This is a genomic window from Brevundimonas sp. FV1ye28 (genome assembly GCF_058681135.1).
Map to the genome: position 1 here is coordinate 2,542,113 of NZ_CM178731.1, position 20,776 is coordinate 2,562,888.

The following is a 20,776-nucleotide window of genomic DNA, read 5'->3' on the forward strand; positions in this document are numbered from 1 at the left end:
TCCCATGATCTTGGCCAAGCGGCCCGAGGTGGACCGCTTCCTGGCGAAGCCGGACGCCGGGATCCGCGCGGCCGTCATCCACGGCAAGGACCGCTCCGGCGTCGCCGAACGCGCCGAGATCCTGTGCAAGGCCATCACGCCGGACCTGAACGACCCGTTCAACGTCACCCTGCTGACCGACAGCGACATCGACGGCGACGAGGCACGGCTGGAAGAGGCTCTGACGGCGCTGTCGATGATCGGCGGGCGGCGGCTGGTTCGCGTGCGGTTGGGCGGCGACAAGAGCTCGGTCGACAAGATGCTGGCCGGGGCGCTCAAGACCCATGCCGAGGGGCTGTTCAATCCCGACTGCATGCTGGTGGTCGAGGCCGGGGCGTTGGGCCGCGACTCGGCGCTCCGCAAGGCGGCTGAGGCGGGCAAGGGCTCGGTCGGCATCGCCTGCTACGAGGACGAGGCCGGCGACATCGCCCGCATGACCCGCGAGGCCCTGGCCGTCGATAAGGTGGGCCTGACCACGGACGCCCTGGCCGCCTTCGTCGCCCGTTTGCCCCGCGAACGCGGCCTGATGCGTCAGGAGATCGAGCGGCTGGCCCTCTATGTCGGGCCGGGTTCAGGCCGCACCATCGATGTCGAGGAGCTGGAGGCCCATCTGGGCGTCGAGGCGGACGCGTCGCTGTCGGACGCGGCGCTGCAGGCTTTCGGCGGACGTCCCGCGCCGGCGCAAGGCGGACTGCGCCGCGCTCTGGCCGAGGGAGAGAGCGCGGTCATGGCCGTGCGATCCGCCTCGATCCACCTGGGCAAACTGCGGCGGATCAATGTGCTTCAGGGCAATGGCGCGGGGGCCAAGGAGGCCGCCAAGGCCGCCGGGGTGTTCTGGAAGCAGGAGAACGAGATGCTGCGTCAGGCCCGCGCCTGGCGTCTGGAGGATCTCGATGTCGTGCAGGACAGCGTCAACACCGCCGATGTGGCCACCAAGACGACCGGCATGCCCGAGCATCTGATCGCCGAGCGGCTGCTGCTGGAGATCGCAGCGAGGGCGCGGCGGCTGGGGCTCTGACCGTTCAGGCCGTCGATTATTCGGCGGCTTCGCGGGCGGCGTTCAGTTCCGCCGCCTTGGCCTCGACCAGTTCGACGATCTCGTCGACCATCTTCGCATTGTCGAGTTTGTGGGCGATCTTGCCGTTCAGATAGACCATGCCCGCCCCCTTGCCGCCGCCGGTGAAGCCGACGTCGGTGTAGAGGGCCTCGCCCGGGCCGTTGACGACGCAGCCGATGATGGACAGCGACATCGGAGTGGCGATGTGGGCCAGCTTTTCCTCGAGGATGCCGACCGTCTCGATGACGTTGAACCCCTGACGGGCGCAGGACGGGCAGGCGATGATGTTGACGCCCCGGTGGCGCAGGCCGAGCGATTTCAGGATGTCGAACCCGACCTTGATCTCCTCCACGGGGTCCGCGGCAAGACTGACCCGGATGGTGTCGCCGATCCCGGCCCACAGCATGTTGCCCATGCCGATGGCGGACTTGATCGTGCCGGTGCGAAGCGGGCCGGCCTCGGTGACGCCGAGGTGGAGGGGGCAGTCGATGACCTCGGCCAGTTGCTGATAGGCGGCCACGGTCAGGAAGGGGTCGGACGCCTTCACCGATATCTTGAACTCGTGGAAGTCGTGGTCCTGAAGGATGCGGGCGTGGTTCAGGGCGCTCTCGACCATGGCGTCGGGGCAGGGCTCGCCGTATTTTTCCAGCAGCTCTTTTTCCAGGGAGCCGGCGTTGACGCCGATCCGCATGGAGCAGCCGTGATCCTTGGCGGCCTGGATGACGTCGCGGACGCGTGAGGCGTTGCCGATGTTGCCGGGATTGATGCGCAGACAGGCGGCGCCGGCCTCGGCGGCCTCGATGCCACGCTTGTAGTGGAAGTGGATGTCGGCGACGAGCGGGACCTTGGCGGCGTTCGCGATGGTCCTGAAGGCGGCGGTGGACTCCTCGTCGGGGCAGGAGACGCGGACGATGTCGGCCCCGGCCTCTTCGAGTTCGCGGATCTGTCCGATGGTGGCGTTGGCGTCGGAGGTCAGGGTGTTGGTCATCGACTGGACGGTGATCGGAGCGTCGCCGCCGACCGGCACATTGCCGACCATGATCTGTCGAGACTTGCGGCGCTCGATATGGCGCCAGGGTCGGATGTGGGAGTGGTCGGAGCTCATGACGGGCTCAATATAGGGCCGGTGCGAAGACAAGGCCATGACGCTTCCTGTCTTCCCCTGCGCCGCAGGTGCGGTGGAGTGGCTTGAAGCGGAGCGGAGAGACGGAGGGGTTCTGTGGCGGCAAGAACCGCTCTGTCAGCTCGCGAAGAGCTCGCTGCCACCTCCCCATCGCTGCGCGACAGGCAGGAGACGAGATCAGCGCGGCGTGATCGTCGTGGCGAGCGTCTGCTGCCCCGTCGACACCGTCTGCACCACGGCCGCCTGGGTGGCGGCGGCGGCGCGGGCGGCGGCGGCCTGGGCGGCCTGGGTTTCGGCCTCGATCCGGGCGGCGGTCTCGCGCGCCATCGCTGTCGCACGGGTGTTTAGCTGGTTGAGCGGGGTCAGGACGCCGGCCAGCCCCCCGCCGTGCTCGCCATTGAGATAGACGTCGAAAGCGGTCGGGTCGGACACGTCGATGGTCGCCGAGACGCCGATAGGGGCGCGCCAGGCCTCACCGGCGGCCATCTGGCGAGCGAACAAGACCTGGCCGTCGCCCAGACGCACCACCAGGGCTCCGGCCTTCCTGGCCTGCAACACGACCTGGGAGGCCGTCGCAGCGGCGCCATAGACCGGTCCGCGCGGGTTGAAGGCGGCCTGAACCGGTGCGGTCGGGGCGGCCGCGCCGAGGGCCGCGGCATCCGCCGGGTCGATGCCGGTCAGCTGGGCTTCGAGGCCCGGCGTGATGTAGAGGGCGGGCACCGTCTGATCGGCCGGGGCCGGCTGAGGCGCGCCGACGCGCAGGCCGGTCTGGCCGGGGACATCCCCCAGGCTCCAGCTTTCGGGCACTTCGGCGATGTCGGAGGGTTGGGGTGCGCGGATCAGGCTGACCCGCTGGAACACGTTCCAGCCGATCAGGGCCACCGCGATCAGCGCGATGCCGCCGATGATGCGCGGCGAATAGCGACGGACTTCCTCGAAAGCCACGCCCGTCGGCGCCTGAAGCGGGACCGAACCGTCAGGCGTCTCGCGCTTGTAGCGTTCGACCGCCAGCTGCTCGTCGAGACCCAGGGCGTGGGCGTAGGCCCGGACATAGCCGATGGCGAAGACGCGGGACGGCAGGGCCGATTGGTTGTTCTCTTCGAGGGCCAGAAGATAGCGTGCGTGGACGCGGGTGACGGCGGCCAGCTCGGCCATCGACTTTCCCGAAAGTTCGCGGGCCTTGCGCAGGCCGTCGCCAAGAGTCGCCGCATCGGTGATGGAGGGCACAGGGTCCTTCCAGTCAGGGTGAGCCCGAAACTCGTCGGGGACATTCCCCGTATCCAGCGCCATGACGCCATGCCCCACAATCGGATCGCCCGGCATATCCGCCTGATCCGTACTCAACCAGGGACCGTCTACCACGTTGGTGTGACGGCCCCCGCCTCCCCCCGGAGGAACACGAATATCGTCTTGTGGATAACCCATTATAGCCGCCGGTTCAACGTCTTGTTAACGATGAAACGGTCCCATTCGGGACCCCTCACAGACCGACGTTCAACTTCCGGGCCAGACTTTCGATCTCGCTGCGGATCGATCCGGCGGACGATCCGAGCAGGTTGTTCATGCCGCGCCTCGCCGCCGTCAGGTCGGTCGACAGGATCATGCGTTTGACCGGCCCCACCCCGCCGGCGGGAGCCGACAACCGGGTGAAGCCGAGGCTGAGCAGGGCGAAGGCCTCCAGTGGACGACCCGCCAGCTCGCCGCAGACGGACACCGGGGTGCCGGTCTCGGTGCAGGCCTTCTGGATCGACTGAAGTGCGCGCAATGCCGGTGGCGACAGGGCGTCGTAGCGGTCAGAGACCAGCGGATTGGTCCGGTCGGCGGCGTACATGTACTGAAACAGGTCGTTGGAGCCGATCGAGACGAAGTCGGTCAGCGGCAGCAGGGCGTCGAGGTGCCACAGCAGGCTGGGGCATTCGATCATCGCCCCGACACGCAGGGTGGCGGGCAGAGGCCGCCCGCGCCGCCGCGCCCATTCGCATTCCACGTCGACCAGTTCGCGCGCCGCGCGGAACTCATCCACCGTGGCGATCATGGGGAACATGACCCGCAGCTCGCGCCCGGCGCCCGCGGCCAGCAGGGCGCGCAACTGGAGGCGAAGCAGGGAGGGGCGGTCGAGGCCGAGGCGGATGGCGCGCCGTCCCAGGGCGGGATTCTCCTCCCGCTCGGTGGTCTCCATGTAGGGCAGGACCTTGTCGCCGCCGATGTCGAGGGTGCGGAAGGTCACCGGCCGGTCGCCCGCCGCGTCCAGCACCAGCTTGTAGAGGGCCGTCTGAGAGTTCAGGCGCGGCAGCTCCTCCGACACCATGAACTGGAACTCGGTGCGGAACAGGCCGATGCCCTCGGCGCCGGTCTCGTTCAGATTTTCCAGATCCACCGCCAGGCCGGCGTTCGTCAGCAGGGTGATGCGCGTCCCGTCGGCGGTGACGGCCGGGACGTCGCGCAGCTTGGCGAACTCGGCCTGACGCTGTTCGCGCACGGCCATACGCGACTGGACCGATTCCAGCATGTCGGCGCGGGGCCGCAGGTGAGCCTCGCCGGTCTCGCCGTCGACGATGACGAGGTCGCCCTCGCTCAGCCGGTCGCGAATCCCCTGGAGGCGGCCGACGCAGGGGATCTGCAGCGCGCGAGCGACGATGGCGGCGTGGCTGGCGGCCGAGCCCTCCTCGATCAGCAGGCCCTTCAGCTTGTGACGCGGATACTCCAGCAGGTCGGCGGGGCCCAGATTCCTGGCGACCAGGATGGCGTCGTCGGGCAGTTCGCGCTGGCCCGGATTGTCCCCGGCCAGAACCCGCAGCAAGCGGTTGGCCAGGTCCTCGAAGTCGTGCAGCCGTTCCTTGATATAGGGGTCGCGGGCCTGGGCGAAGCGGGCGCGGTGTTCATTGCGCACGCGGTCGACGGCGGCCTCGGCGGTCAGGCCGCCGCGGACGGCCTCCTCCAGCGACCGGTTCCAGCCCCGATCGTCGGCGAACATCCGATAGGTTTCCAGCACCTCGTAGGACTGGCCCGACAGCTTGCCCTGACCTCCGTCCAGGAGGGCGTCGATCGAGGATTTGAGGACCGTCAGGCCCTCGCGCAGGCGGATTTCCTCGACCTGCTGGTTTTCAGCCAACAGCCGTTCGGGCGCGAGCGGCGCCTCGTGCAGGATGACGTGGCCGAACGCCAATCCTTCCGCGAACCTCTGGCCCTTGATCCGTTCGGGGCGGTGCGGCGCGACCTCGACGTCGCGAAGCTCCTCCAGCGCCATGAGCTCGCCGGAGGCGACGGTCTCGGCCAGGACCATGGCGATGGTCTGGATGTCCTCGACCTCGTCGGGATCGTAGCGGCGCTCGGCCCGGTTCTGGACGACCAGGACGCCGATGGCTCGCCCGCCGCGCAGGAGGGGGGCGCCGAGGAAGGCGTGATAGGGATCTTCGCCTGTCTCAGGCCGGTAGGCGAAGCTGGGGTGGCTGGGCGCGTCCGACAGGCTGATCGGCTGGGCCAGTCGCGCGACTTCGCCGACAAGGCCTTCGCCGGGCTTCAGCCGGGTGTTGTGGACGGCGTCGGGGTTCAGGCCCTGGGTGGCGAACAGCTCAAGCTCGCCGGACGCCCGCCGCAGATAGATGGAGCAGACCTCGGCCACCATCGACTGGGCGATGGTGCGGACCACGACGTCCAGACGACCCTGGGCCGGGCCGCCGTCGGCCATCGCCTCACGGATCTGGCGCAGGAGGACGCGGGGTCCCCTGGTCATCGATCCGCCCGCTATGGCCATCCGGTCTCCCTGTCCGTTCCCCAGATAGGGGCGGGTTCAGTCAATACTATACCGCTTCCAGCCCATAGGCCGAATGAAGCGCCCGCACGGCCAGTTCGGCATAGGCGGCGTCGATCAGGACGCTGATCTTGATTTCCGAGGTCGAGATGGCCTGGAACTTGATTCCCTTGTCCGCCAGGGCCTTGAACATGGTCTGGGCGACACCGGCGTGACTGCGCATGCCGACGCCGACGACCGAGACCTTGGCCACGTCCTCGTCGACGCGCAGCTCATCGAAGCCGATCTCGGCCTTGGCGGCGCTCATCAGATCGGCGGCGCGGGCGGCGTCCCGGCGGCCCGTGGTGAAGGTCAGGTTGACCGCGCCCTCGGTGCGGGCTTGGGACTGGACGATCATGTCGACGTTGACGCTGGCCTCGGCCAGCCGGGTGAAGACGTCGGCGGGGGCGTCGACCCGGTCGGCCAGGCCCAGCAAGGTGATGCGGGCTTCGTCACGGCTCATGGTCACGCCGGACACGATGCGTTTTTCCACGATTTCCTCCTCGTCGCAGATAAGGGTGCCGGACTTGGCGGGCAGCGCGCCGTTTTCGTCAGGTTCGATGAAGCTGGACAGGACCCGGACCGGGACCTGCATTCCCATGGCCAGCTCGACCGAGCGGGTCTGGAGCACCTTGGCGCCCAGGGACGCCATTTCCAGCATCTCCTCGTAGGAGACCTTTTCCAGCCGTCGGGCTTTGGCCACGATGCGGGGGTCGGTCGTGTAGACGCCGTCCACGTCCGTATAGATGTCGCAGGCGCAGCCGAGCGCGGCGGCCACGGCGACGGCCGAGGTGTCCGATCCGCCCCGGCCCAGCGTCGTGATACGGCCCGAGGGCGAGACGCCCTGGAAGCCGGGAATGATGGCGATCTCGCCGGCGTCCAGCGCCGCGCCCAGCTTCTCGCCGGGCACATCGACGATACGGGCGCGGGCGTGATCTTCGTCCGTCAGGATCGGCACCTGCCAGCCCATCCAGCTGCGAGCGTTGAAGCCCATGTTCCTAAGGGTGATGGCCAGGAGGCCCGAGGTCACCTGTTCGCCCGAGGCGACGACGACGTCGTATTCGTCGTCCGACAGGGGCAGGCCGGGCGCGGCGGCGCCGGCGCCGTCGGTCCAGGCCACCAGTTCGTTCGTCTTGCCCGCCATGGCCGAGACGACCACGGCCACCGAATGGCCGGCCTTGACCTCGGCCGCGACGATCCGGGCGGCGCGACGGATGCGCTCGAGGTCGCCCATCGACGTGCCGCCGAACTTCATCACCAGTCGTGTGTGGGTCGGCCGCGTCATCGTGATCGGGGATCCTGTCTTGCCAGAGGGCCGCAAAAGGGGTTCACCCTTGCGATCATGGCCGCTTCTACCGACCCGTCGCCGCTGCGCAAACCCCAAACGGAGCAGGGGTTTTCGGATAGCGTCCCCGAGCGCGCGCAAGGGGCCTCGATCGACCCCGCCGATGTCGCTCGCTTCTCGGCCCAGGCCGCGGAATGGTGGGACGCCAAGGGGCCTTTCGCGCCCCTGCACAGGTTCAATCCGGCACGACTGGCCTTCATCCGCGCCAAGCTGGCCGAACGCTTCGGCCGCGATCCCAAGGCGCGCGACGCCTTCGCGGGCCTCAGCCTGATCGACATCGGCTGCGGCGGGGGGCTGATCGCCGAGCCGATGCGACGGATGGGGTTCGAGGTCACCGCCGTCGACGCCTCGTCCGAGAATATCGGCACCGCCCGGGCCCACGCCGATGAACAGGGCCTCGACATCGCCTACCGGGCCGCGACCGTGGAACAGGTGGAGGCCGAAGGCGCGGGGCCGTTCGACGTTGTCCTGGTGCTGGAGATCATCGAGCATGTCGCCGATCCGGAGGCCTTCCTGCGCGCCTGTTCGCGTCTGGTCGCGCCGGGCGGGATCATGGTCGTCGCCACCCTGAACCGGACCCTCAAGTCCCTGGCCCTGGGCAAGATCGCGGCCGAATACGTCCTGCGCTGGGTGCCGGCCGGGACCCACGACTGGCGTCAGTTCCTGAAGCCCGAGGAGATCCGCGCCATGCTGGCGGGCGAACCCTTCGCGGTCACCGGCCCGTTCGGCCTGAACTACAATCCCCTGTCGGACCGCTGGAGCGAGGGCGCAGAGGCGGACATCAACTTCATGATGCTGGCCACGCGGGACTGAAGCCTCGTCTTACGGCGATTTCATCTAGCTGTCGGACTTGTAACGGGATTGTGGCCGCAAGGGGTGGCACCAAGGCGCATCGCAATGGAGCCTTACCGATGAAACGCCTTCTGATCCTCGCCGCCGCCGCGTCCGCCGCCGTCCTGACCTCGGGCTGCATCATGGTGAATGGCGCAGACATGGATGACGACACCGCCTGGCACGGCAACAACGCCCAGCCGTTCGAAACCGCCCGCGAAGAGTGCGACGAACGCACCGAGAGCCGCGACGCCTTCCGCGTTTGCATGGCCGAAAAGGGCTGGACCCGCAGCTAAGCGGCTCTGGTCATGTAGCGGGCGTCGGAGCCGTAGCTGGCCAGCTTGGCCGCCATCTCAGGCGTCTGCTTCACCTCGAAGCCGTGGCCGCGCCAGAAGTCGACGGCGTCGTTGACGGCGACCAGGGCGATCATCGCCCAGTCGCCGGCCCTAGCCAGATCGACCACCGCCTGCACGGCCGGTTTCGACCAGCCCTGGCCCCGGACTGCCGGGGTCAGGACCAGGTCGTGAAGATAGACGACTTCGGCCTCCGCCGGGATCGCCTCGATCAGGGTATTGAGAGCCGGGGCTGCGTCCGCCCGCCACGGATAGGCGATCAGGTAGCCCTCGAGCCCGCCGGGCGTCTGGAGCACGAAACACCCCGCCGGGTTCAGCTCCAGCCGGTTGGCGAACATCTCCCGAGCCTCGAAATGGTTGGGGAAGCCGATCGTCGCGATCTCGGCCACGCGGTCCAGATCGCCTTCGATCATCGACCGCCAGCCGGTGTTCAGGGGATCGGGCATCTCGTGTTCAGCTCGGCCTTGTCGAAGCGCCAGTCCATCGACTGTTCGCGGTCGCCCATATGGCCCTCGATCCGGGCCGTCAGGACATCTCCGGTCCGCTGATAGATGACCCGCTGGGGAAAGTCGTTGTCCAGATTCTGGAAGACCGCGCGACCATCCGTCGTCTCGATCAGGCCGAAGGCCGTCGGCGGTGCCCCGCCCGGCTGGGCGACATAGGAGATCACCCCGTTGAGCGGCGCGATCCGGGCAAACTCGAAAGATGCGCGTCCGTTGGACACCGTCGTCGCGGCCCCGACCAGAACGCCGCCGCGCGGATCGGTCCAGGTCTCCGATGCCTCCCGCCCGTCCGAACAGTCCAGCCAGTACCCGGCCATCCACGACAGGTCAGCGGTCGTCGGCACGGTCTGCAACAGGCCGGCGGCGATCATGGCGGTCAGCATGGTCTCATCCTCTGAAGCCGCGTCTGGCGGCGATGGGATCAGGCTAGGCCGGATGCGGCGCGTCAGGCTTGTAGGTTTGCGACGCGATGGCCCGTGCCAGTTCGACCTGTTCGCGCGCCCACTCGGTCGCCGTGCAGCCGAGGAAGCGCCGGAAGTCGCGCGCCATCTGGGGCTGGTCGAAATAGCCGGCACCGAGGCCGGCCTGGAGCCAGCCGGAGGATGCCTCGCCCGGCTCCAGCGCTTGATCGAATACCCGGCGGAACCGCATGACCGACCGCAGCATCCGGGGCGAAACCCCGGCCCGGTCGAGGAACCGCCTCTGCAGGGCCCGTTGTTCGGAGGGCGACCGGTCGGGCACGGGTTTGTCCGCCATCATCGCTTCGACCTCGGCGCGGACGGTCGGATCGAGGCTCCAGCCCTGTTCGACCCGCAAGGCCTCCAGCCGGTCGGTCATGGCCTTGGCCTGCGCCTCCGGATCGCCAGCGGGGGCGACGACCCCCTTCAGTCGATCGACCATATCGAGACGCCCATCGGTCGCCATGCCGAGCGCCGCGCCCAGCCAGTCGCGCGCGCCATCGGGATGGAAGCGAACGGCGACCAGTTCGACCGGTCCGACCGGGCGGATGGCGATGGGGCGGGTCATCTGGCCGGCGAACAGGGCCGGGGGCTGTAGCCGCCAGACACCGTCCGGCCCCTGCTCTTCATAAGGGGAGCCGATGTCGAGGATCAGTTCGGGACAGCCGTCGGGGGCGATGCGCTGGATCGTCCGGCTCGGCTCGGGGCAGGCATAGGTCCAGACCACCTTGACCCAGGGGGCCAGAGACGGTGGCGGCGGAAACTCGGCGTAGCGTTCTTCGGTGTTCACTCGCCGGAACAAACGAGTTGGAAGGTCGCGTCAGCAACCGACCCCGGATTGGGATACCTCCACGCCCCACCTTCGGTAGCGATTGATCGGCCTGTCAGATTGGAGCCGGTGAAATCCGTTCCTTGAACGGATCTCGACCGTCCACCGACACAGTCCATCTCGATAAGTGAGACACTGGACAACGTTTGGATCTCATTTGGCTCTCGTAGTTCGTGCCTCGTCCACAAAAGGTTGGGGCGGGGGCCCGGTCGAGTGAACAGGATCATATCCCTATTCGTGGTCAGCCCCCGCCAGGTCCAGCCGTTATCCAACCGATCGTCGGGCCAAACGGCCTGGAGGCTCGCAAGAAGCAAAAGTGCCAGCATTGATCCCCCCTTGGTTGCTCGAGCCTACGACTGAAAACAATCAAAAGAAATCAAACAAGGTACAGCGCGATCTGCGCTCAACCCTACGACCGACCTCAGTTCGCCTTTGCCGGATCGACGGGGGCGGGGGGCAGGGCGGCGCAGGGGACGCCGTCTTCCTTCAGGGCCTTGACCTCGGCGGGGGTGGCCTCGCCGTAGATTTCGCGCTTCTCGGACCTGCCTTCGTGGATGTCGCGAGCCTCGCGGGCGAAGGTGTCGCCGACGTAGTCGAAATTCTGTTCGACGTGGCTGCGGACCTCGCGGGCGGCCTGCATCATCATGGCCTGCACCTTGCCCAGGTCGGGCGTGACGTCGCGCCTCTTGGTGCCAGCGACGGCCGGGGCCATGATCTGTTTCGACACGGCGCGCGAGCCGCAGAAGGGGCATTCGACCAGGCCGCGCTGCGCCTGATCGTCATAGTCGGACGACGAGCTGAACCAGGCCTCGAACGGGTGGGCGTGGTCACAGGCGAGGGCGTAGCGGATCATGGCGCCGTGAACGCCCGGTCGTGACGCAGGGCCGGGACCGAGGCGCGGGCGGTCTCCACGGCCGCGAAATCCAGGCTCGCGTGCAGGACGCCCGGCTCGTCGTGATCGAGCTTGGCGACGATTTCGCCCCAGGGTCCGACCACGGTCGACCGCCCCCAGGTCTTGCGACCATCCTCATGGGTCCCGCCCTGTGCGGGGGCGAGGACATAGGCGCCGGTCTCGATGGCGCGAGCGCGGAGCAGCGTCTCCCAGTGGGCCTCGCCGGTCGGGACCGTGAAGGCGGCGGGGACCGAGATCATCGAGGCCCCCGCCTTGGCCAGTTGGCGGAACAGGTGGGGGAAGCGGATGTCGTAGCAGACCGCAAGCCCCAGCCGGCCCCAGGGCGTATCGGCCACGGCCGCCCCGTCGCCGGGACGGATGGTCGAGCTTTCGCGATAGGTCTCGCCGTTAGGCAGGTCGACGTCGAAGACGTGCAGCTTGTCGTATCGGGCGACGATGCCGCCGCCAGCGTCGATGAGCAGGCTGCGGTTGGCGGCCCGGTCGTCGCCCTGGCGGCCCGACTTGACGATGGCCGAGCCGATCAGCAGCCAGACCCCCAGCTCCGCCGCCAGATGACGCAGGCCGATGACGACCGCGTCCTGTTCCTCGGTGGTGACGGCCAGGCCACGCCGATCCTTCCTCTGTTCCAGCAGGTTCGAAGCCTCCGGGGTGAGGATGAATTTCGCCCCGTCGGCCGCCGCCTGACGGATCAGGGGCTCGACCTGGGCCAGCGCCTGGCCTTGCGTGGCAGGCGTGCGCGTCTGGATCAGGGCGATGGCCAGGCCGGACGACATCAGGCCGCCAGAAGCTCGTCCAGACCGCCGCGTCGGTCCAAGGCGCTCATGTCGTCGGAGCCGCCGATGTGTTTTCCGTCGATGAAGATCTGGGGGAAGGTGGCCTTGCCGCCCGACTTCTGGATCATCTCGGCCTTCTTCTCGGGGTCGTTGGAGGCGACGATCTCGGTGAATTCCACGCCCTTGCGCTTCAGCAGGCCCATGGCCGCGATGCAGTAGGGGCAACCGGGTTTGGTGTAGAGGACGACGTCGGCCAAGGCGGATTCTCCGAAGGTTCGATCTATGGGCCGTGCACGGTGCAAAACCTGCAGGACCAACCAATCCCCTATCTAGGCAGTTCCCGCGCGGTTCGCACCCTCGCGATGACGGCCAGATCGACCGCACGCGCTCCGGCGTCGAGAAGCGCACGCGCGCAGGCCTCGGCCGTGGCTCCCGTGGTCAGGACATCGTCGACCAGAAGGACGCGCCGACCACGCAGGCTGCGGGCGCCCGCCTCGGTGACGGCGAAGGCGGATTTCACATTGAGTTTGCGGCCCCGAAGGCTGCGTCCGCCCTGGGTTTGGGTGGCGCGCGCGCGGATCAGGGCGTCGGGCAGATAGTCGCGGTCGGCATGCCGGGCCAGCGGCCGAGCGATCTCGGCGGCCTGGTTGAACCGCCGCGCCAGGAGGCGGGAGGGATGCAGCGGCACGGGCACGACGGCGTCGCAATCCTCGACCAGGCGCGCGGCGGCGCGACCGAGCCAACGGGCGAATAGACCGGCGAACTGCTGCTGGTCGCCGTGCTTGAACTTCAGGATCAGGCCGCGCGAGGCGTCGTCATAGACGCAGGCCGCGCGGGCGCGGGCGAAGGCGTAAGGCAGGGCGAGACAGGCGGCGCAGCGGTCCGAGGCGAAGTCGCCACCGTCGTATTCGAACGCGGCGCCGCAGCCGTCGCAGACCGGGTCCTCCAGAAAGACCACCCGGCTCCAGGCGTCGGCCGTCAGACCGGCGGCGGCCGTGGCCTCGCGGCTGTCATGGGCCATGGGCGGCAGGATCAGGTCGGCCAGACCCCGGCCGAAAGACCTCAGGCCGCGGCCGATCCGCGACCGGCCGTCTTCCCAACGCGCGTTCCAGCCCCCATCCTGCAGGCCCCCTCTCTGGATTGCCATGACCGAAACCGGCCCTCCCCTGATTTTCGACGCCGCGCGACGGACTGCCCGGTTGGCGCGGTCCGAGCGGCGCATCGCCGACGCCGACTTCCTGCATCGCCGCGCCGCCGAGAACGCCGTTCTCAGTCTGGAAGCGACCTTGCGGGAGTTTCCCGTCGCCGTCGACCTGTCCGCGCATCCCGGGCCGTTCGCCCAGGCCCTCGCGGAAAGCGACGCAGCGGGCCGGGTCGGGACGCCGCGCGCGGTGGGAGGCCGGACGGACCGGTCCGCTCCGGGGGCGCGGCCGTTGGAGGTCGAGGCTGGATCGGTCGACCTGATGGTGTCGCTGATGACGCTTCACTGGGCCAACGACCTGCCGGGTGCGTTGAGCCAGATCCGCAGGGCGCTGAAGCCCGACGGGCTGTTTCTGGGGACGCTTCTGGGCGCGGGGACGCTGAAGGAGCTTCGCGGGGTGCTGACCGAGGCCGAGCTGGCGGAGCGCGGCGGGGCTCAGGCACGCGTGTCGCCCTTTGCCGACGGGTTCGATGGCGCGGGGCTGTTGCAGCGGGCGGGGTTCGCCTTGCCGGTCGCGGACGTCGATCGGCTGACCGTGCGCTACCCGGACCTGTTCGCCCTGATCCGGGACCTGCGCGCCATGGGAGAGACGAATGTGCTGGCGGGCACGATCCGGCCGCTGACCCGGCCGATCATCGCGCTCGCGGCGGCCCTCTATTCAGAACGATACGGCGAGGCGGACGGGCGTATCCCGGCGACGTTCGAGATCGTCAACCTGGCCGGCTGGGCCCCGCACGAAAGCCAGCCCAAGGCCTTGCCGCGCGGCTCGGCCAAGACCCGCCTGTCCGACGCCCTGGGCGTCGTGGAGCATGGCCGCATCCCGAACTAGCGGGGTGCGGCCTCGACCAGAACCTCGGTGCGGCGTCGCAACGGTTCGGCCACGCCGGACGCGGTCGTCGCCCCTTGCGAGCCCGCCGCCTCCAGCTCGAACGCCGGCGTGGGCCATCCGGCGGCCACCAGGGCCTCGGCCACCGCCACGGCGCGCTGTTCGGACAGGGCCATATTGGCGTCGGCGCTGCCTGTGTTGGAGGCCAGTCCCAGAACCCGCACGGTGTCGATCCGGCAGCCCTGAAGCTGGGTCGCCGTCAGGCCGATGGCGGTGCGCGCCGCATCCGTCAGCTGGGCCTGATCCTCGGCGAAATAGATATCGAACCGCTTGGCGGCGCAGGCCGACGGCTCCGTCACCAGCTCGTCCCGGCGCGGTCCGCCCATGGTCGAACAGCCCGCCAGCGCGACGGCGGCCGCACCGGCCGCCAGAATCGTCGATTTCATCGTCATTCGCCGCCTCCCTGAATTCTGTCATGGAAAGGGCGGCCCGCCTTCGACGAGCCGCCCTTGAAAACCTTTCGGTTCAGCGTCTTAGTAGCGACGCTGACCGTTTTCCCAGTAGCACTCTTCCTGGCGGTTGTCGTAGCAGTAGTAGTAATTTCCGCGGTTGTCGCGGTAGCGCTGCTGGTTGTTGCGGTCGGCTTGCGAGCCGCGCACCGCGCCGACGGCGCCGCCGGCGAGGCCGCCGATGAGGGCGCCGGTCGCAGCGTTACCCGAGCCGACGTTGTTGCCGATGATGGCTCCGGCGACAGCGCCGAGGCCGGCGCCGATGGCGCCCTGGCGGACCGTCTGATTGGAGGAGCCGTTGTTGTAGCCGTACGGATCGCTGGCGCAGGCCGAAGCCAGCAGGCCAGCGGCCCCGATCGCGATAATCGCCTTGTTCATGGGATGGTCCTTCGTTCCTGATGTTCGCCCCTTAAGCGACAACGCTGGATTATGGCAGAGGTTCCGCGCCTATGCTCTCGGTTAACGATGACATATGACTCCGGGGCGGACGCGCGAGGGGCGCGGCCCGCATCACGGCAGTCGAGGGGAGTTTCGATATGCGTTTTCCTGAACCCGTCCGGAACGCGGACGACAACGGCACGCCCGTCTGGGCCCGCACCAAGCGCCGGTCGGGCGGCGGAGGCGGCGGGTTCGTCGGCCTGATCGTGACCCTTCTGGCCCTGTTCGGGGTCCTGACCGCCGTGCTGGGCATAAAGGAAAGGTCGCTGGCCGAGGGCGGGGCGATGATGGACGGCTGGATCAGCGTGGGCATCGCCAAAGGGAAGGCCCTGATCGGTCAGGCGCCCGAAGCCGCCGAGGCCGCCGCCGACACGACCGGGGACGCCGCCGAGAAGACCGGCGACGCTCTGGAAGCAGGCGCGGCCACGACGGCCGAAAAGCTTCAGCAGCCATAGTGAAGCTTTGCCGGAACGCCCCGCGAAACGGCGCGTTCGGCCGGGATGACCGAGATATTGCCGCCTGACGTCGCCACACCGACGACCGACACCGCTGCGCCGGAACCGCGTGCGCTAACGACCCGTGTCGAGATCAAGCGGGTGGTGATCCTGGTCAATCCGTTGTCCGGCTCGGTCGGACCGCGCGCGGCCGCCGAGGTCGAGGCGATCATGTCTGAATATCCTTGCGAGGCGGAGGTGGTCGAACTGGTCGGCGAGACGATGGACGCCCAGATCGACCAGGCCCTGGCCTCCAAGCCCGACGTGCTGTTCGTCCTGGCCGGCGACGGCACGGCGCGGGCTGCGGCATCCAAGGCCGGTCCCAAGGGGCCGCTGGTCTCGCCCTTGCCTGGCGGGACGATGAACATGCTGCCCAAGGCGCTGTACGGCACGACCGACTGGAAAGCCGCCCTGCGGGATTCGCTCGAGCACGGATCGGCCCAATGCGTGTCCGGGGGCATGGTCGAGGGCCAGGCCTTCTATTGCGCGGCCATCTTCGGATCGCCCGCCCTGTGGGCGCCGGCGCGCGAGGCGATGCGGACCGGCAAACTGGGTCTGGCCTGGACCTATGGACGCCGCGCCCTGCGACGGGCCTTCTCCGGCAAGATCCGGGTGGAACTGGATCTCGGCAAGCCGCGCCGCAGCGAAGCCCTGGTCCTGATCAGCCCCATGATCTCGCGCGCCCTGGACGAGCCTGTGGGGCTGGAGGCGGCGGCGATGAACCCCGCCGATGCGGCCGAGGCCTTCCGCCTGGCCGCCAACGCCGTGTTCAGCGACTGGCGTCAGGATCCGTCGGTCCAGACCCAGCCCGCACGGCTGATCCGGGTCCGGGGGCGGTCGCGCATCCCTGCGGTCCTGGACGGAGAGCCGGTGCTCCTGCCCAACGACATCACCGTGGCCTTCGTCGCCAAGGCGTTTCAGGCGCTTGTCCCGGATCCGCCGGCGGCAGAGGATTCCGTCTGAGCATGGGTCGCGTTCTTCAGTTCTCCGACGTCCATTTCGGGGTCGAGCACAAGCGCGCCTGCGCCGCCGCCCTTGAGTGGGCGCATGAAAAGCCCTCCGACCTGATCCTGATCACCGGGGACATCACCCAGAAGGGCTATCCCGACGAGTTCGCGGCGGCGGGCGAGTGGATCAAGGCCATGCCGACGCCGCGCTTCGTCATCGTCGGCAATCACGACGTGCCCTACTGGGACGTGGCGGCGCGCCTGTTCTATCCGTGGCGGGCGTTCGAGGAGGCGACCGGCCACCCGGCTCATGATGGGGAGTTCATTTCCGACACGGTGATGGTCCGGGGCGTCGTTACCGCGCGAGGCTGGCAGGCCCGGCCCAACTGGTCGAAGGGCGTCATCGACCTGGATCAGACCCGGCGCGCAGCCGAGGCCTTGCGCGCGGCGCCGGTCGGCGCTCTCAGAATCCTGGCCTGCCATCATCCATTGATCGAGATGATCGGCACGCCGATGACGGGGGATGTGAAGCGTGGCGATGCCGCAGCCGCGATCTTCGCCGAGGCGGGCGTCGATCTGATCACCACCGGCCATGTCCATGTGCCGTTCGCCCTGCCGATCGACCTGTCGGACCGGTGTTCCTACGCCATCGGCTGCGGGACCCTGTCGCACCGGGAGCGGGGCGAGCCGCCGAGCTTCAACGAGATCGTCTGGGACAAGGACCAGATCACGGTCAATGCGATCGCCTGGACCGGGTCACGCCTGGAATGCAGCCGGTCTTGGAAGCTGCCGCGCCGCCAGGACACCCGACACGCGGACACCGCGCCGGACCCCGCCATTCCCGGCGCGAAGGAAGCGGCGGCGGTCTGAAGGATCGTCCGGCTCGTGCGCGACGTTGTCACGATGACGCAAGGACGGAATGATGCGCGGCGAGCTTGAGACCTATCGCAAGAAGCGCCGGTTCGGTGACACGCCGGAACCCAAGGGGCGCAAGACCGCATCGAAAAGCGCCGGTGGTCGCTATCTGATTCAGCGGCATGCGGCGACGCGGCTTCACTACGACTTCCGCATCGAGGCGGACGGGGTGCTGAAATCCTGGGCCGTGACCAAGGCCCCGTCGCGCGACCCGCATGTCAAACGACTGGCGGTCGAGGTCGAGGACCATCCGCTCGACTACGGCGACTTCGAAGGGACCATCCCCGACGGCAACTACGGCGCCGGCACGGTCCAGATGTGGGACGTCGGGACTTGGACTCCGCAGGAACCGGACCTCGCCGCCGCCTTCGCGCGCGGTCAGATCAAGATGGTGCTGGACGGCGAGCGGCTGAAGGGCAAATGGGCCCTGATCCGGCTGAAGTCGGATCGCGGCAAGCCGTCTAAACGCAACAACTGGCTGCTGATCAAGGAGAAGGACGAGTTCGCGGTCGAGGGCGAGGGCGACGCCAACATGGAGATCGACGCCTCGGTCGCGTCCGGCCGGACCCTGGCCGAGATCGCCGAAGGGCGGACGCAGTGGACGTCGTCCAAGCCGACCGGGCGCAAGGCACCGCCCAAGCCAAGGGCAACGAGGGCGCAGGCTTCGCACGCCGCACGCCCTCATGCCTTCGTCCCGATCCAGCTCTGCAAGGCGGTCGATCATCCGCCGAGCAGCGACGGCTGGGCGCATGAGATCAAGTTCGACGGCTATCGGATCCAGATCGCGAGCGGAGGAGGGCGGGCGACGCTGCGGACTCGCAAGGGGCTGGACTGGACGGAGCGGTTTCCGGAACTGGCCGCCGACGCCGCCGGCTGGCCCGATGCGGTGCTGGACGGGGAGGTCTGCGCCCTGGCCGAGGATTCAAGCCCCGACTTCTCGGCCCTGCAAGCGGCCCTGTCCGAGGCCGACACCGGCGAGCTGATCTATTTCGCCTTCGACCTGATGTTCGAAGGGGCCGAAGATCTGCGCGACCTGCCCTTGTCGCATCGCAAGGCGCGGCTTCAAGCCCTGCTCGACCGGCTGCCCAAGGCGGCGTCGAAACGGATCCGCTTCGTCGATCACTTCGCCTCCAGCGGCAAGGCGGTGCTGGAAAGCGCCTGTCGCATGGACCTGGAGGGGGTCATCTCGAAACGGCTGGACGCGCCCTATCGCGAGGGGCGCTCGACCACCTGGGTCAAGTCCAAATGCCGGGGGCGGGACGAGGTCGTCATCGGCGGCTGGACATCCGAGGGGTCGCGGTTCCGGTCGCTGATCGTGGGGGTGCAGGACAAGGGCGGCCTGCGTCATCTCGGGCGGGTCGGGACGGGGTTCGGCGCAGCCCTGGTGAAAACGCTGATGCCCGCTTTGAAGGCGGTCGAGACCGATCGCAGCCCCTTCGTCGGGAAGGATGCACCCCGAAAGACCGCCAGCGGCCAGACGATCCACTGGACCCGACCGGTGCTGGTCGCCGAGATCGAGCACGGCGGCTACACCGACGGCGGGTCGCTGCGTCAGTCCGCCTTCAAGGGATTGCGCGAAGACAAGGCGGCCAAGGAGGTCGACGCCGCGCCCCAGGCGCCGAGCGCGCGGGTCTCGAGCGCCGTGGCCCGCGGCGGCAAGCTGGTCGTCGCCGGGGTCACCATCTCCAACCCGGACAAGGTGCTGTGGCCCGCGCACGAGGGGGCCGATCCGATCACCAAGGCCGACCTGATCCACTACTATGAGGCGGTGGCCGAGCGCATCCTGCCCCACGTCGCCGATCGGCCGCTGTCGATCATCCGGGCACCGGAGGGGATCGGCGGCGAGCAGTTCTTCCAGCGACACGCCATGCCGGGCTCCAATCCTCGGCTGAAGCTGATCGATGTGCATGAGCGCAAACCCTATGTCGCCATCGTCGATGTCGGCGGCCTGGTCGCCGTCGGACAGTCGGGCGGGCTGGAGCTGCATCCCTGGGGCTGCAAGCCGGATGATCCGGAGACGCCCGACCAGATCACCTTCGACCTCGATCCGGACGAGGGCCTGGATTTCGGCGACGTCATCGCGGCCTCGAAGGTGGTGAAGGCCAAATTGGAGACCCTCGGCCTGCATCCCTTCGTCAAGACGACCGGCGGCAAGGGCCTGCATGTGGTCGCTCCGATCAAGGCGGACGCGCGCTCTGCCGTGACCTGGGACCAGAACAAGGCCTTCGCCAAGGCGGTGTCGGAGGCGATCCGGGCCGACGATCCCGACCGGTTCACGACCACCCTGGCCAAGAAGGCGAGGGGCGGAAAAATCTTCCTCGACTATCTGCGCAACGGCCGGATGGCGACTGCGGTCGCGCCGTGGTCCCCGCGCGCCCGGCCGGGAGCGGGAATCGCATTCCCGCTGTCATGGGGCCAGGTGAAGTCGGGGCTGGACCCGAAGGCCTTCACCCTCCGCACCGCCCCGGCCCTGCTGAAGAAGGCCGACCCCTGGGCGGGGTTCCGGGATGCGGCCGTCAGCCTCAAACCGGCGTTGAAGACGCTGGCTCTCTAGGCCGCCTTGTTCTTGGCGGCGGGCTTCTTGGCCGGGGTCTTCTTCGCGGCCGGCTTCCGACCAGAGGCGGAGCCTTTCAGGCTGTTGCGCAGGGCCTCCATCAGATCGACCACATTGGTGTCGTCCGGCTGCTCGACCTCGACCACACCCTTGCCGCCCTTCTGCTTGGACTTGATCATGGCGCGCAGGGCGTCGTCGTAGCGGTCCTTGAAGGTGGTCGGATCGAAGGCCGCCTCCTTTTGGCCGATGATGCGGGTCGCGATCTCGACCATGTCCTTGTCGGGTTTGGCGGTGGGTATGTCGTCGAAATAGTCGTCGGCGTCGCGAACCTCGTCGTGCGCACGCAGCGTATAGGCGATCAGCCCCTTGCCCCGGACCTCCAGCGCCAGCTGACGTTCGCGGCCGCGCAGAACCAGACTGCCGATCGCGACCTTGCCCGCCGCCTTCATGGCGTCGCGGATCACGGCGAAGGCCTCTGCGCCGACGCCCTTTTCCGGCACCACGAAGAAGGGATCGGCCCAGTAGAGGCGGTCGATGTCCGCCTCGTCCACGAAGCTGTCGATCGAGATGGTGTGGGTCGTCTCCAGCTTGACCTTGTCGAAGTCGGCGTCGTCAAACAGGACGTACTCGTCTTTCGAGACCTCATAGCCCTTGACCAGGTCGGACCGTTCGACCGGCCCGGTATCCGGGTCTGTCGGGATCATCCGGATCCGGTTGTTCGTCTTGGGATTGATCAGGTTGAAACTGACGTGGGCGTTCGACGCGGTCGCCGAATGGAGGCCTACAGGGCAGGTCACCAGCGACAGTTTCAGATGTCCGTGCCAGGTGGGACGAGCGACCATGGGGTTTCTCCGCATTTTCGTGAGACAGAACGGCGG

23 protein-coding genes are annotated in these 20,776 nt (G+C 68.3%); 8 read left to right on the plus strand and 15 right to left on the minus strand.

Going from position 1 to position 20,776, the window contains the following annotated elements; genetic code table 11:
• The first annotated feature begins 4 nt into the window (after window positions 1-4).
• Window positions 5-1,057: a DNA polymerase III subunit delta gene (gene holA / locus ACW171_RS12425; RefSeq protein ID WP_492093655.1), complete on the plus strand. Its 1,053-nt coding sequence runs from the start codon at window positions 5-7 to the stop codon at window positions 1,055-1,057.
• A 16-nt stretch (window positions 1,058-1,073) separates the two neighbouring features.
• Here the strand turns inward: holA and ispG are convergent, their stop codons facing one another.
• The 4 genes from ispG to ACW171_RS12445 form a co-directional block, all read right to left on the minus strand.
• On the minus strand, window positions 1,074-2,201 hold the full coding sequence (ispG, locus tag ACW171_RS12430) for a flavodoxin-dependent (E)-4-hydroxy-3-methylbut-2-enyl-diphosphate synthase (RefSeq protein ID WP_492093656.1): 1,128 nt from the start codon (window positions 2,199-2,201) through the stop codon (window positions 1,074-1,076).
• 195 nt (window positions 2,202-2,396) lie between these two features.
• Window positions 2,397-3,542, minus strand: a complete 1,146-nt coding sequence (locus ACW171_RS12435; RefSeq protein WP_492093657.1) for a helix-turn-helix domain-containing protein — start codon at window positions 3,540-3,542, stop codon at window positions 2,397-2,399.
• 157 nt (window positions 3,543-3,699) lie between these two features.
• Complete coding sequence (gene ptsP, locus ACW171_RS12440; RefSeq protein ID WP_492093658.1) at window positions 3,700-5,952, minus strand: phosphoenolpyruvate--protein phosphotransferase; 2,253 nt, start codon at window positions 5,950-5,952, stop codon at window positions 3,700-3,702.
• A 67-nt stretch (window positions 5,953-6,019) separates the two neighbouring features.
• The gene (locus ACW171_RS12445; RefSeq protein WP_492093659.1) at window positions 6,020-7,294 is read right to left on the minus strand and encodes an aspartate kinase; all 1,275 of its coding nucleotides are present in this window, start codon (window positions 7,292-7,294) and stop codon (window positions 6,020-6,022) included.
• A 57-nt stretch (window positions 7,295-7,351) separates the two neighbouring features.
• Here ACW171_RS12445 and ubiG point away from each other — a divergent pair, with 57 nt between their 5' ends.
• Together ubiG and ACW171_RS12455 are read left to right on the plus strand one after the other, a co-directional pair.
• Complete coding sequence (ubiG, locus tag ACW171_RS12450; protein WP_492093661.1) at window positions 7,352-8,167, plus strand: bifunctional 2-polyprenyl-6-hydroxyphenol methylase/3-demethylubiquinol 3-O-methyltransferase UbiG; 816 nt, start codon at window positions 7,352-7,354, stop codon at window positions 8,165-8,167.
• Window positions 8,168-8,265: 98 nt separating this feature from the next.
• The gene (locus ACW171_RS12455; RefSeq protein ID WP_492093662.1) at window positions 8,266-8,481 is read left to right on the plus strand and encodes a hypothetical protein; all 216 of its coding nucleotides are present in this window, start codon (window positions 8,266-8,268) and stop codon (window positions 8,479-8,481) included.
• Here the strand turns inward: ACW171_RS12455 and ACW171_RS12460 are convergent.
• The 8 genes from ACW171_RS12460 to ACW171_RS12495 all read right to left on the minus strand — a co-directional run bounded on the left by ACW171_RS12460 (window position 8,478) and on the right by ACW171_RS12495 (window position 13,161).
• Window positions 8,478-8,984: a GNAT family N-acetyltransferase gene (locus ACW171_RS12460; RefSeq protein ID WP_492093663.1), complete on the minus strand. Its 507-nt coding sequence runs from the start codon at window positions 8,982-8,984 to the stop codon at window positions 8,478-8,480. The two genes, ACW171_RS12455 and ACW171_RS12460, sit on opposite strands and share 4 nt — an antisense overlap.
• The gene (locus ACW171_RS12465; RefSeq protein WP_492093664.1) at window positions 8,969-9,424 is read right to left on the minus strand and encodes a DUF6265 family protein; all 456 of its coding nucleotides are present in this window, start codon (window positions 9,422-9,424) and stop codon (window positions 8,969-8,971) included. The genes ACW171_RS12460 and ACW171_RS12465 overlap by 16 nt, the downstream gene beginning before the upstream one ends.
• Window positions 9,425-9,467: 43 nt before the next feature.
• A complete protein-coding gene (locus ACW171_RS12470) occupies window positions 9,468-10,289 on the minus strand; it encodes an AraC family transcriptional regulator (RefSeq protein ID WP_492093665.1) in 822 nt (273 codons plus the stop codon).
• On the minus strand, window positions 10,286-10,654 hold the full coding sequence (locus tag ACW171_RS12475) for a surface-adhesin E family protein (protein ID WP_492093666.1): 369 nt from the start codon (window positions 10,652-10,654) through the stop codon (window positions 10,286-10,288). Before ACW171_RS12475 ends, ACW171_RS12470 begins: the two co-directional genes overlap by 4 nt.
• A 95-nt stretch (window positions 10,655-10,749) precedes the next feature.
• Entirely contained in the window at window positions 10,750-11,181 is a 432-nt protein-coding gene (locus ACW171_RS12480) for a DUF1178 family protein (RefSeq protein WP_492093667.1), read from the minus strand.
• A complete protein-coding gene (locus ACW171_RS12485; protein ID WP_492093668.1) occupies window positions 11,178-12,014 on the minus strand; it encodes a carbon-nitrogen hydrolase family protein in 837 nt (278 codons plus the stop codon). Before ACW171_RS12485 ends, ACW171_RS12480 begins: the two co-directional genes overlap by 4 nt.
• Entirely contained in the window at window positions 12,014-12,271 is a 258-nt protein-coding gene (gene grxC / locus ACW171_RS12490) for a glutaredoxin 3 (protein ID WP_492093670.1), read from the minus strand. The genes ACW171_RS12485 and grxC overlap by 1 nt, the downstream gene beginning before the upstream one ends.
• Window positions 12,272-12,339: 68 nt before the next feature.
• The gene (locus tag ACW171_RS12495; protein ID WP_492093671.1) at window positions 12,340-13,161 is read right to left on the minus strand and encodes a ComF family protein; all 822 of its coding nucleotides are present in this window, start codon (window positions 13,159-13,161) and stop codon (window positions 12,340-12,342) included.
• Here ACW171_RS12495 and ACW171_RS12500 point away from each other — a divergent pair.
• Entirely contained in the window at window positions 13,160-14,044 is an 885-nt protein-coding gene (locus ACW171_RS12500) for a methyltransferase domain-containing protein (protein WP_492093672.1), read from the plus strand. The genes ACW171_RS12495 and ACW171_RS12500 overlap by 2 nt on opposite strands.
• Here the strand turns inward: ACW171_RS12500 and ACW171_RS12505 are convergent.
• Together ACW171_RS12505 and ACW171_RS12510 are read right to left on the minus strand one after the other, a co-directional pair.
• A complete protein-coding gene (locus ACW171_RS12505; RefSeq protein ID WP_492093674.1) occupies window positions 14,041-14,487 on the minus strand; it encodes an OmpA family protein in 447 nt (148 codons plus the stop codon). The genes ACW171_RS12500 and ACW171_RS12505 overlap by 4 nt on opposite strands.
• An 87-nt stretch (window positions 14,488-14,574) precedes the next feature.
• A complete protein-coding gene (locus tag ACW171_RS12510) occupies window positions 14,575-14,928 on the minus strand; it encodes a YMGG-like glycine zipper-containing protein (protein WP_492093676.1) in 354 nt (117 codons plus the stop codon).
• Between the two features lie 158 nt (window positions 14,929-15,086).
• Here ACW171_RS12510 and ACW171_RS12515 point away from each other — a divergent pair, with 158 nt between their 5' ends.
• The 4 genes from ACW171_RS12515 to ligD are packed head-to-tail and all read left to right on the plus strand — an operon-like array spanning window position 15,087 to window position 19,898.
• On the plus strand, window positions 15,087-15,443 hold the full coding sequence (locus ACW171_RS12515; RefSeq protein ID WP_492093677.1) for a hypothetical protein: 357 nt from the start codon (window positions 15,087-15,089) through the stop codon (window positions 15,441-15,443).
• Window positions 15,444-15,488: 45 nt separating this feature from the next.
• Window positions 15,489-16,445: a diacylglycerol/lipid kinase family protein gene (locus ACW171_RS12520; protein WP_492093678.1), complete on the plus strand. Its 957-nt coding sequence runs from the start codon at window positions 15,489-15,491 to the stop codon at window positions 16,443-16,445.
• A gap of 2 nt (window positions 16,446-16,447) precedes the next feature.
• The gene (locus ACW171_RS12525; RefSeq protein ID WP_492093680.1) at window positions 16,448-17,299 is read left to right on the plus strand and encodes a metallophosphoesterase family protein; all 852 of its coding nucleotides are present in this window, start codon (window positions 16,448-16,450) and stop codon (window positions 17,297-17,299) included.
• A gap of 52 nt (window positions 17,300-17,351) precedes the next feature.
• The gene (gene ligD, locus ACW171_RS12530) at window positions 17,352-19,898 is read left to right on the plus strand and encodes a DNA ligase D (RefSeq protein WP_492093682.1); all 2,547 of its coding nucleotides are present in this window, start codon (window positions 17,352-17,354) and stop codon (window positions 19,896-19,898) included.
• Here ligD and ku read toward each other — a convergent pair.
• Entirely contained in the window at window positions 19,895-20,740 is an 846-nt protein-coding gene (ku, locus tag ACW171_RS12535; RefSeq protein WP_492093684.1) for a non-homologous end joining protein Ku, read from the minus strand. The two genes, ligD and ku, sit on opposite strands and share 4 nt — an antisense overlap.
• Window positions 20,741-20,776: the final 36 nt, after the last annotated feature.

Bases quoted from the DNA above. Each gene is read 5' to 3' on its own strand.
- holA (WP_492093655.1), top strand. From the start codon at position 5: ATGATCTTGGCCAAGCGGCCCGAGGTGGACCGCTTCCTGGCGAAGCCG.
- ispG (WP_492093656.1), bottom strand. From the start codon at position 2,201: ATGAGCTCCGACCACTCCCACATCCGACCCTGGCGCCATATCGAGCGC.
- ACW171_RS12435 (WP_492093657.1), bottom strand. From the start codon at position 3,542: ATGCCGGGCGATCCGATTGTGGGGCATGGCGTCATGGCGCTGGATACG.
- ptsP (WP_492093658.1), bottom strand. From the start codon at position 5,952: ATGACCAGGGGACCCCGCGTCCTCCTGCGCCAGATCCGTGAGGCGATG.
- ACW171_RS12445 (WP_492093659.1), bottom strand. From the start codon at position 7,294: ATGACGCGGCCGACCCACACACGACTGGTGATGAAGTTCGGCGGCACG.
- ubiG (WP_492093661.1), top strand. From the start codon at position 7,352: ATGGCCGCTTCTACCGACCCGTCGCCGCTGCGCAAACCCCAAACGGAG.
- ACW171_RS12455 (WP_492093662.1), top strand. From the start codon at position 8,266: ATGAAACGCCTTCTGATCCTCGCCGCCGCCGCGTCCGCCGCCGTCCTG.
- ACW171_RS12460 (WP_492093663.1), bottom strand. From the start codon at position 8,984: ATGCCCGATCCCCTGAACACCGGCTGGCGGTCGATGATCGAAGGCGAT.
- ACW171_RS12465 (WP_492093664.1), bottom strand. From the start codon at position 9,424: ATGCTGACCGCCATGATCGCCGCCGGCCTGTTGCAGACCGTGCCGACG.
- ACW171_RS12475 (WP_492093666.1), bottom strand. From the start codon at position 10,654: ATGCTGGCACTTTTGCTTCTTGCGAGCCTCCAGGCCGTTTGGCCCGAC.
- ACW171_RS12480 (WP_492093667.1), bottom strand. From the start codon at position 11,181: ATGATCCGCTACGCCCTCGCCTGTGACCACGCCCACCCGTTCGAGGCC.
- ACW171_RS12485 (WP_492093668.1), bottom strand. From the start codon at position 12,014: ATGTCGTCCGGCCTGGCCATCGCCCTGATCCAGACGCGCACGCCTGCC.
- ACW171_RS12500 (WP_492093672.1), top strand. From the start codon at position 13,160: ATGACCGAAACCGGCCCTCCCCTGATTTTCGACGCCGCGCGACGGACT.
- ACW171_RS12495 (WP_492093671.1), bottom strand. From the start codon at position 13,161: ATGGCAATCCAGAGAGGGGGCCTGCAGGATGGGGGCTGGAACGCGCGT.
- ACW171_RS12505 (WP_492093674.1), bottom strand. From the start codon at position 14,487: ATGAAATCGACGATTCTGGCGGCCGGTGCGGCCGCCGTCGCGCTGGCG.
- ACW171_RS12510 (WP_492093676.1), bottom strand. From the start codon at position 14,928: ATGAACAAGGCGATTATCGCGATCGGGGCCGCTGGCCTGCTGGCTTCG.
- ACW171_RS12515 (WP_492093677.1), top strand. From the start codon at position 15,087: ATGCGTTTTCCTGAACCCGTCCGGAACGCGGACGACAACGGCACGCCC.
- ACW171_RS12520 (WP_492093678.1), top strand. From the start codon at position 15,489: ATGACCGAGATATTGCCGCCTGACGTCGCCACACCGACGACCGACACC.
- ACW171_RS12525 (WP_492093680.1), top strand. From the start codon at position 16,448: ATGGGTCGCGTTCTTCAGTTCTCCGACGTCCATTTCGGGGTCGAGCAC.
- ligD (WP_492093682.1), top strand. From the start codon at position 17,352: ATGCGCGGCGAGCTTGAGACCTATCGCAAGAAGCGCCGGTTCGGTGAC.
- ku (WP_492093684.1), bottom strand. From the start codon at position 20,740: ATGGTCGCTCGTCCCACCTGGCACGGACATCTGAAACTGTCGCTGGTG.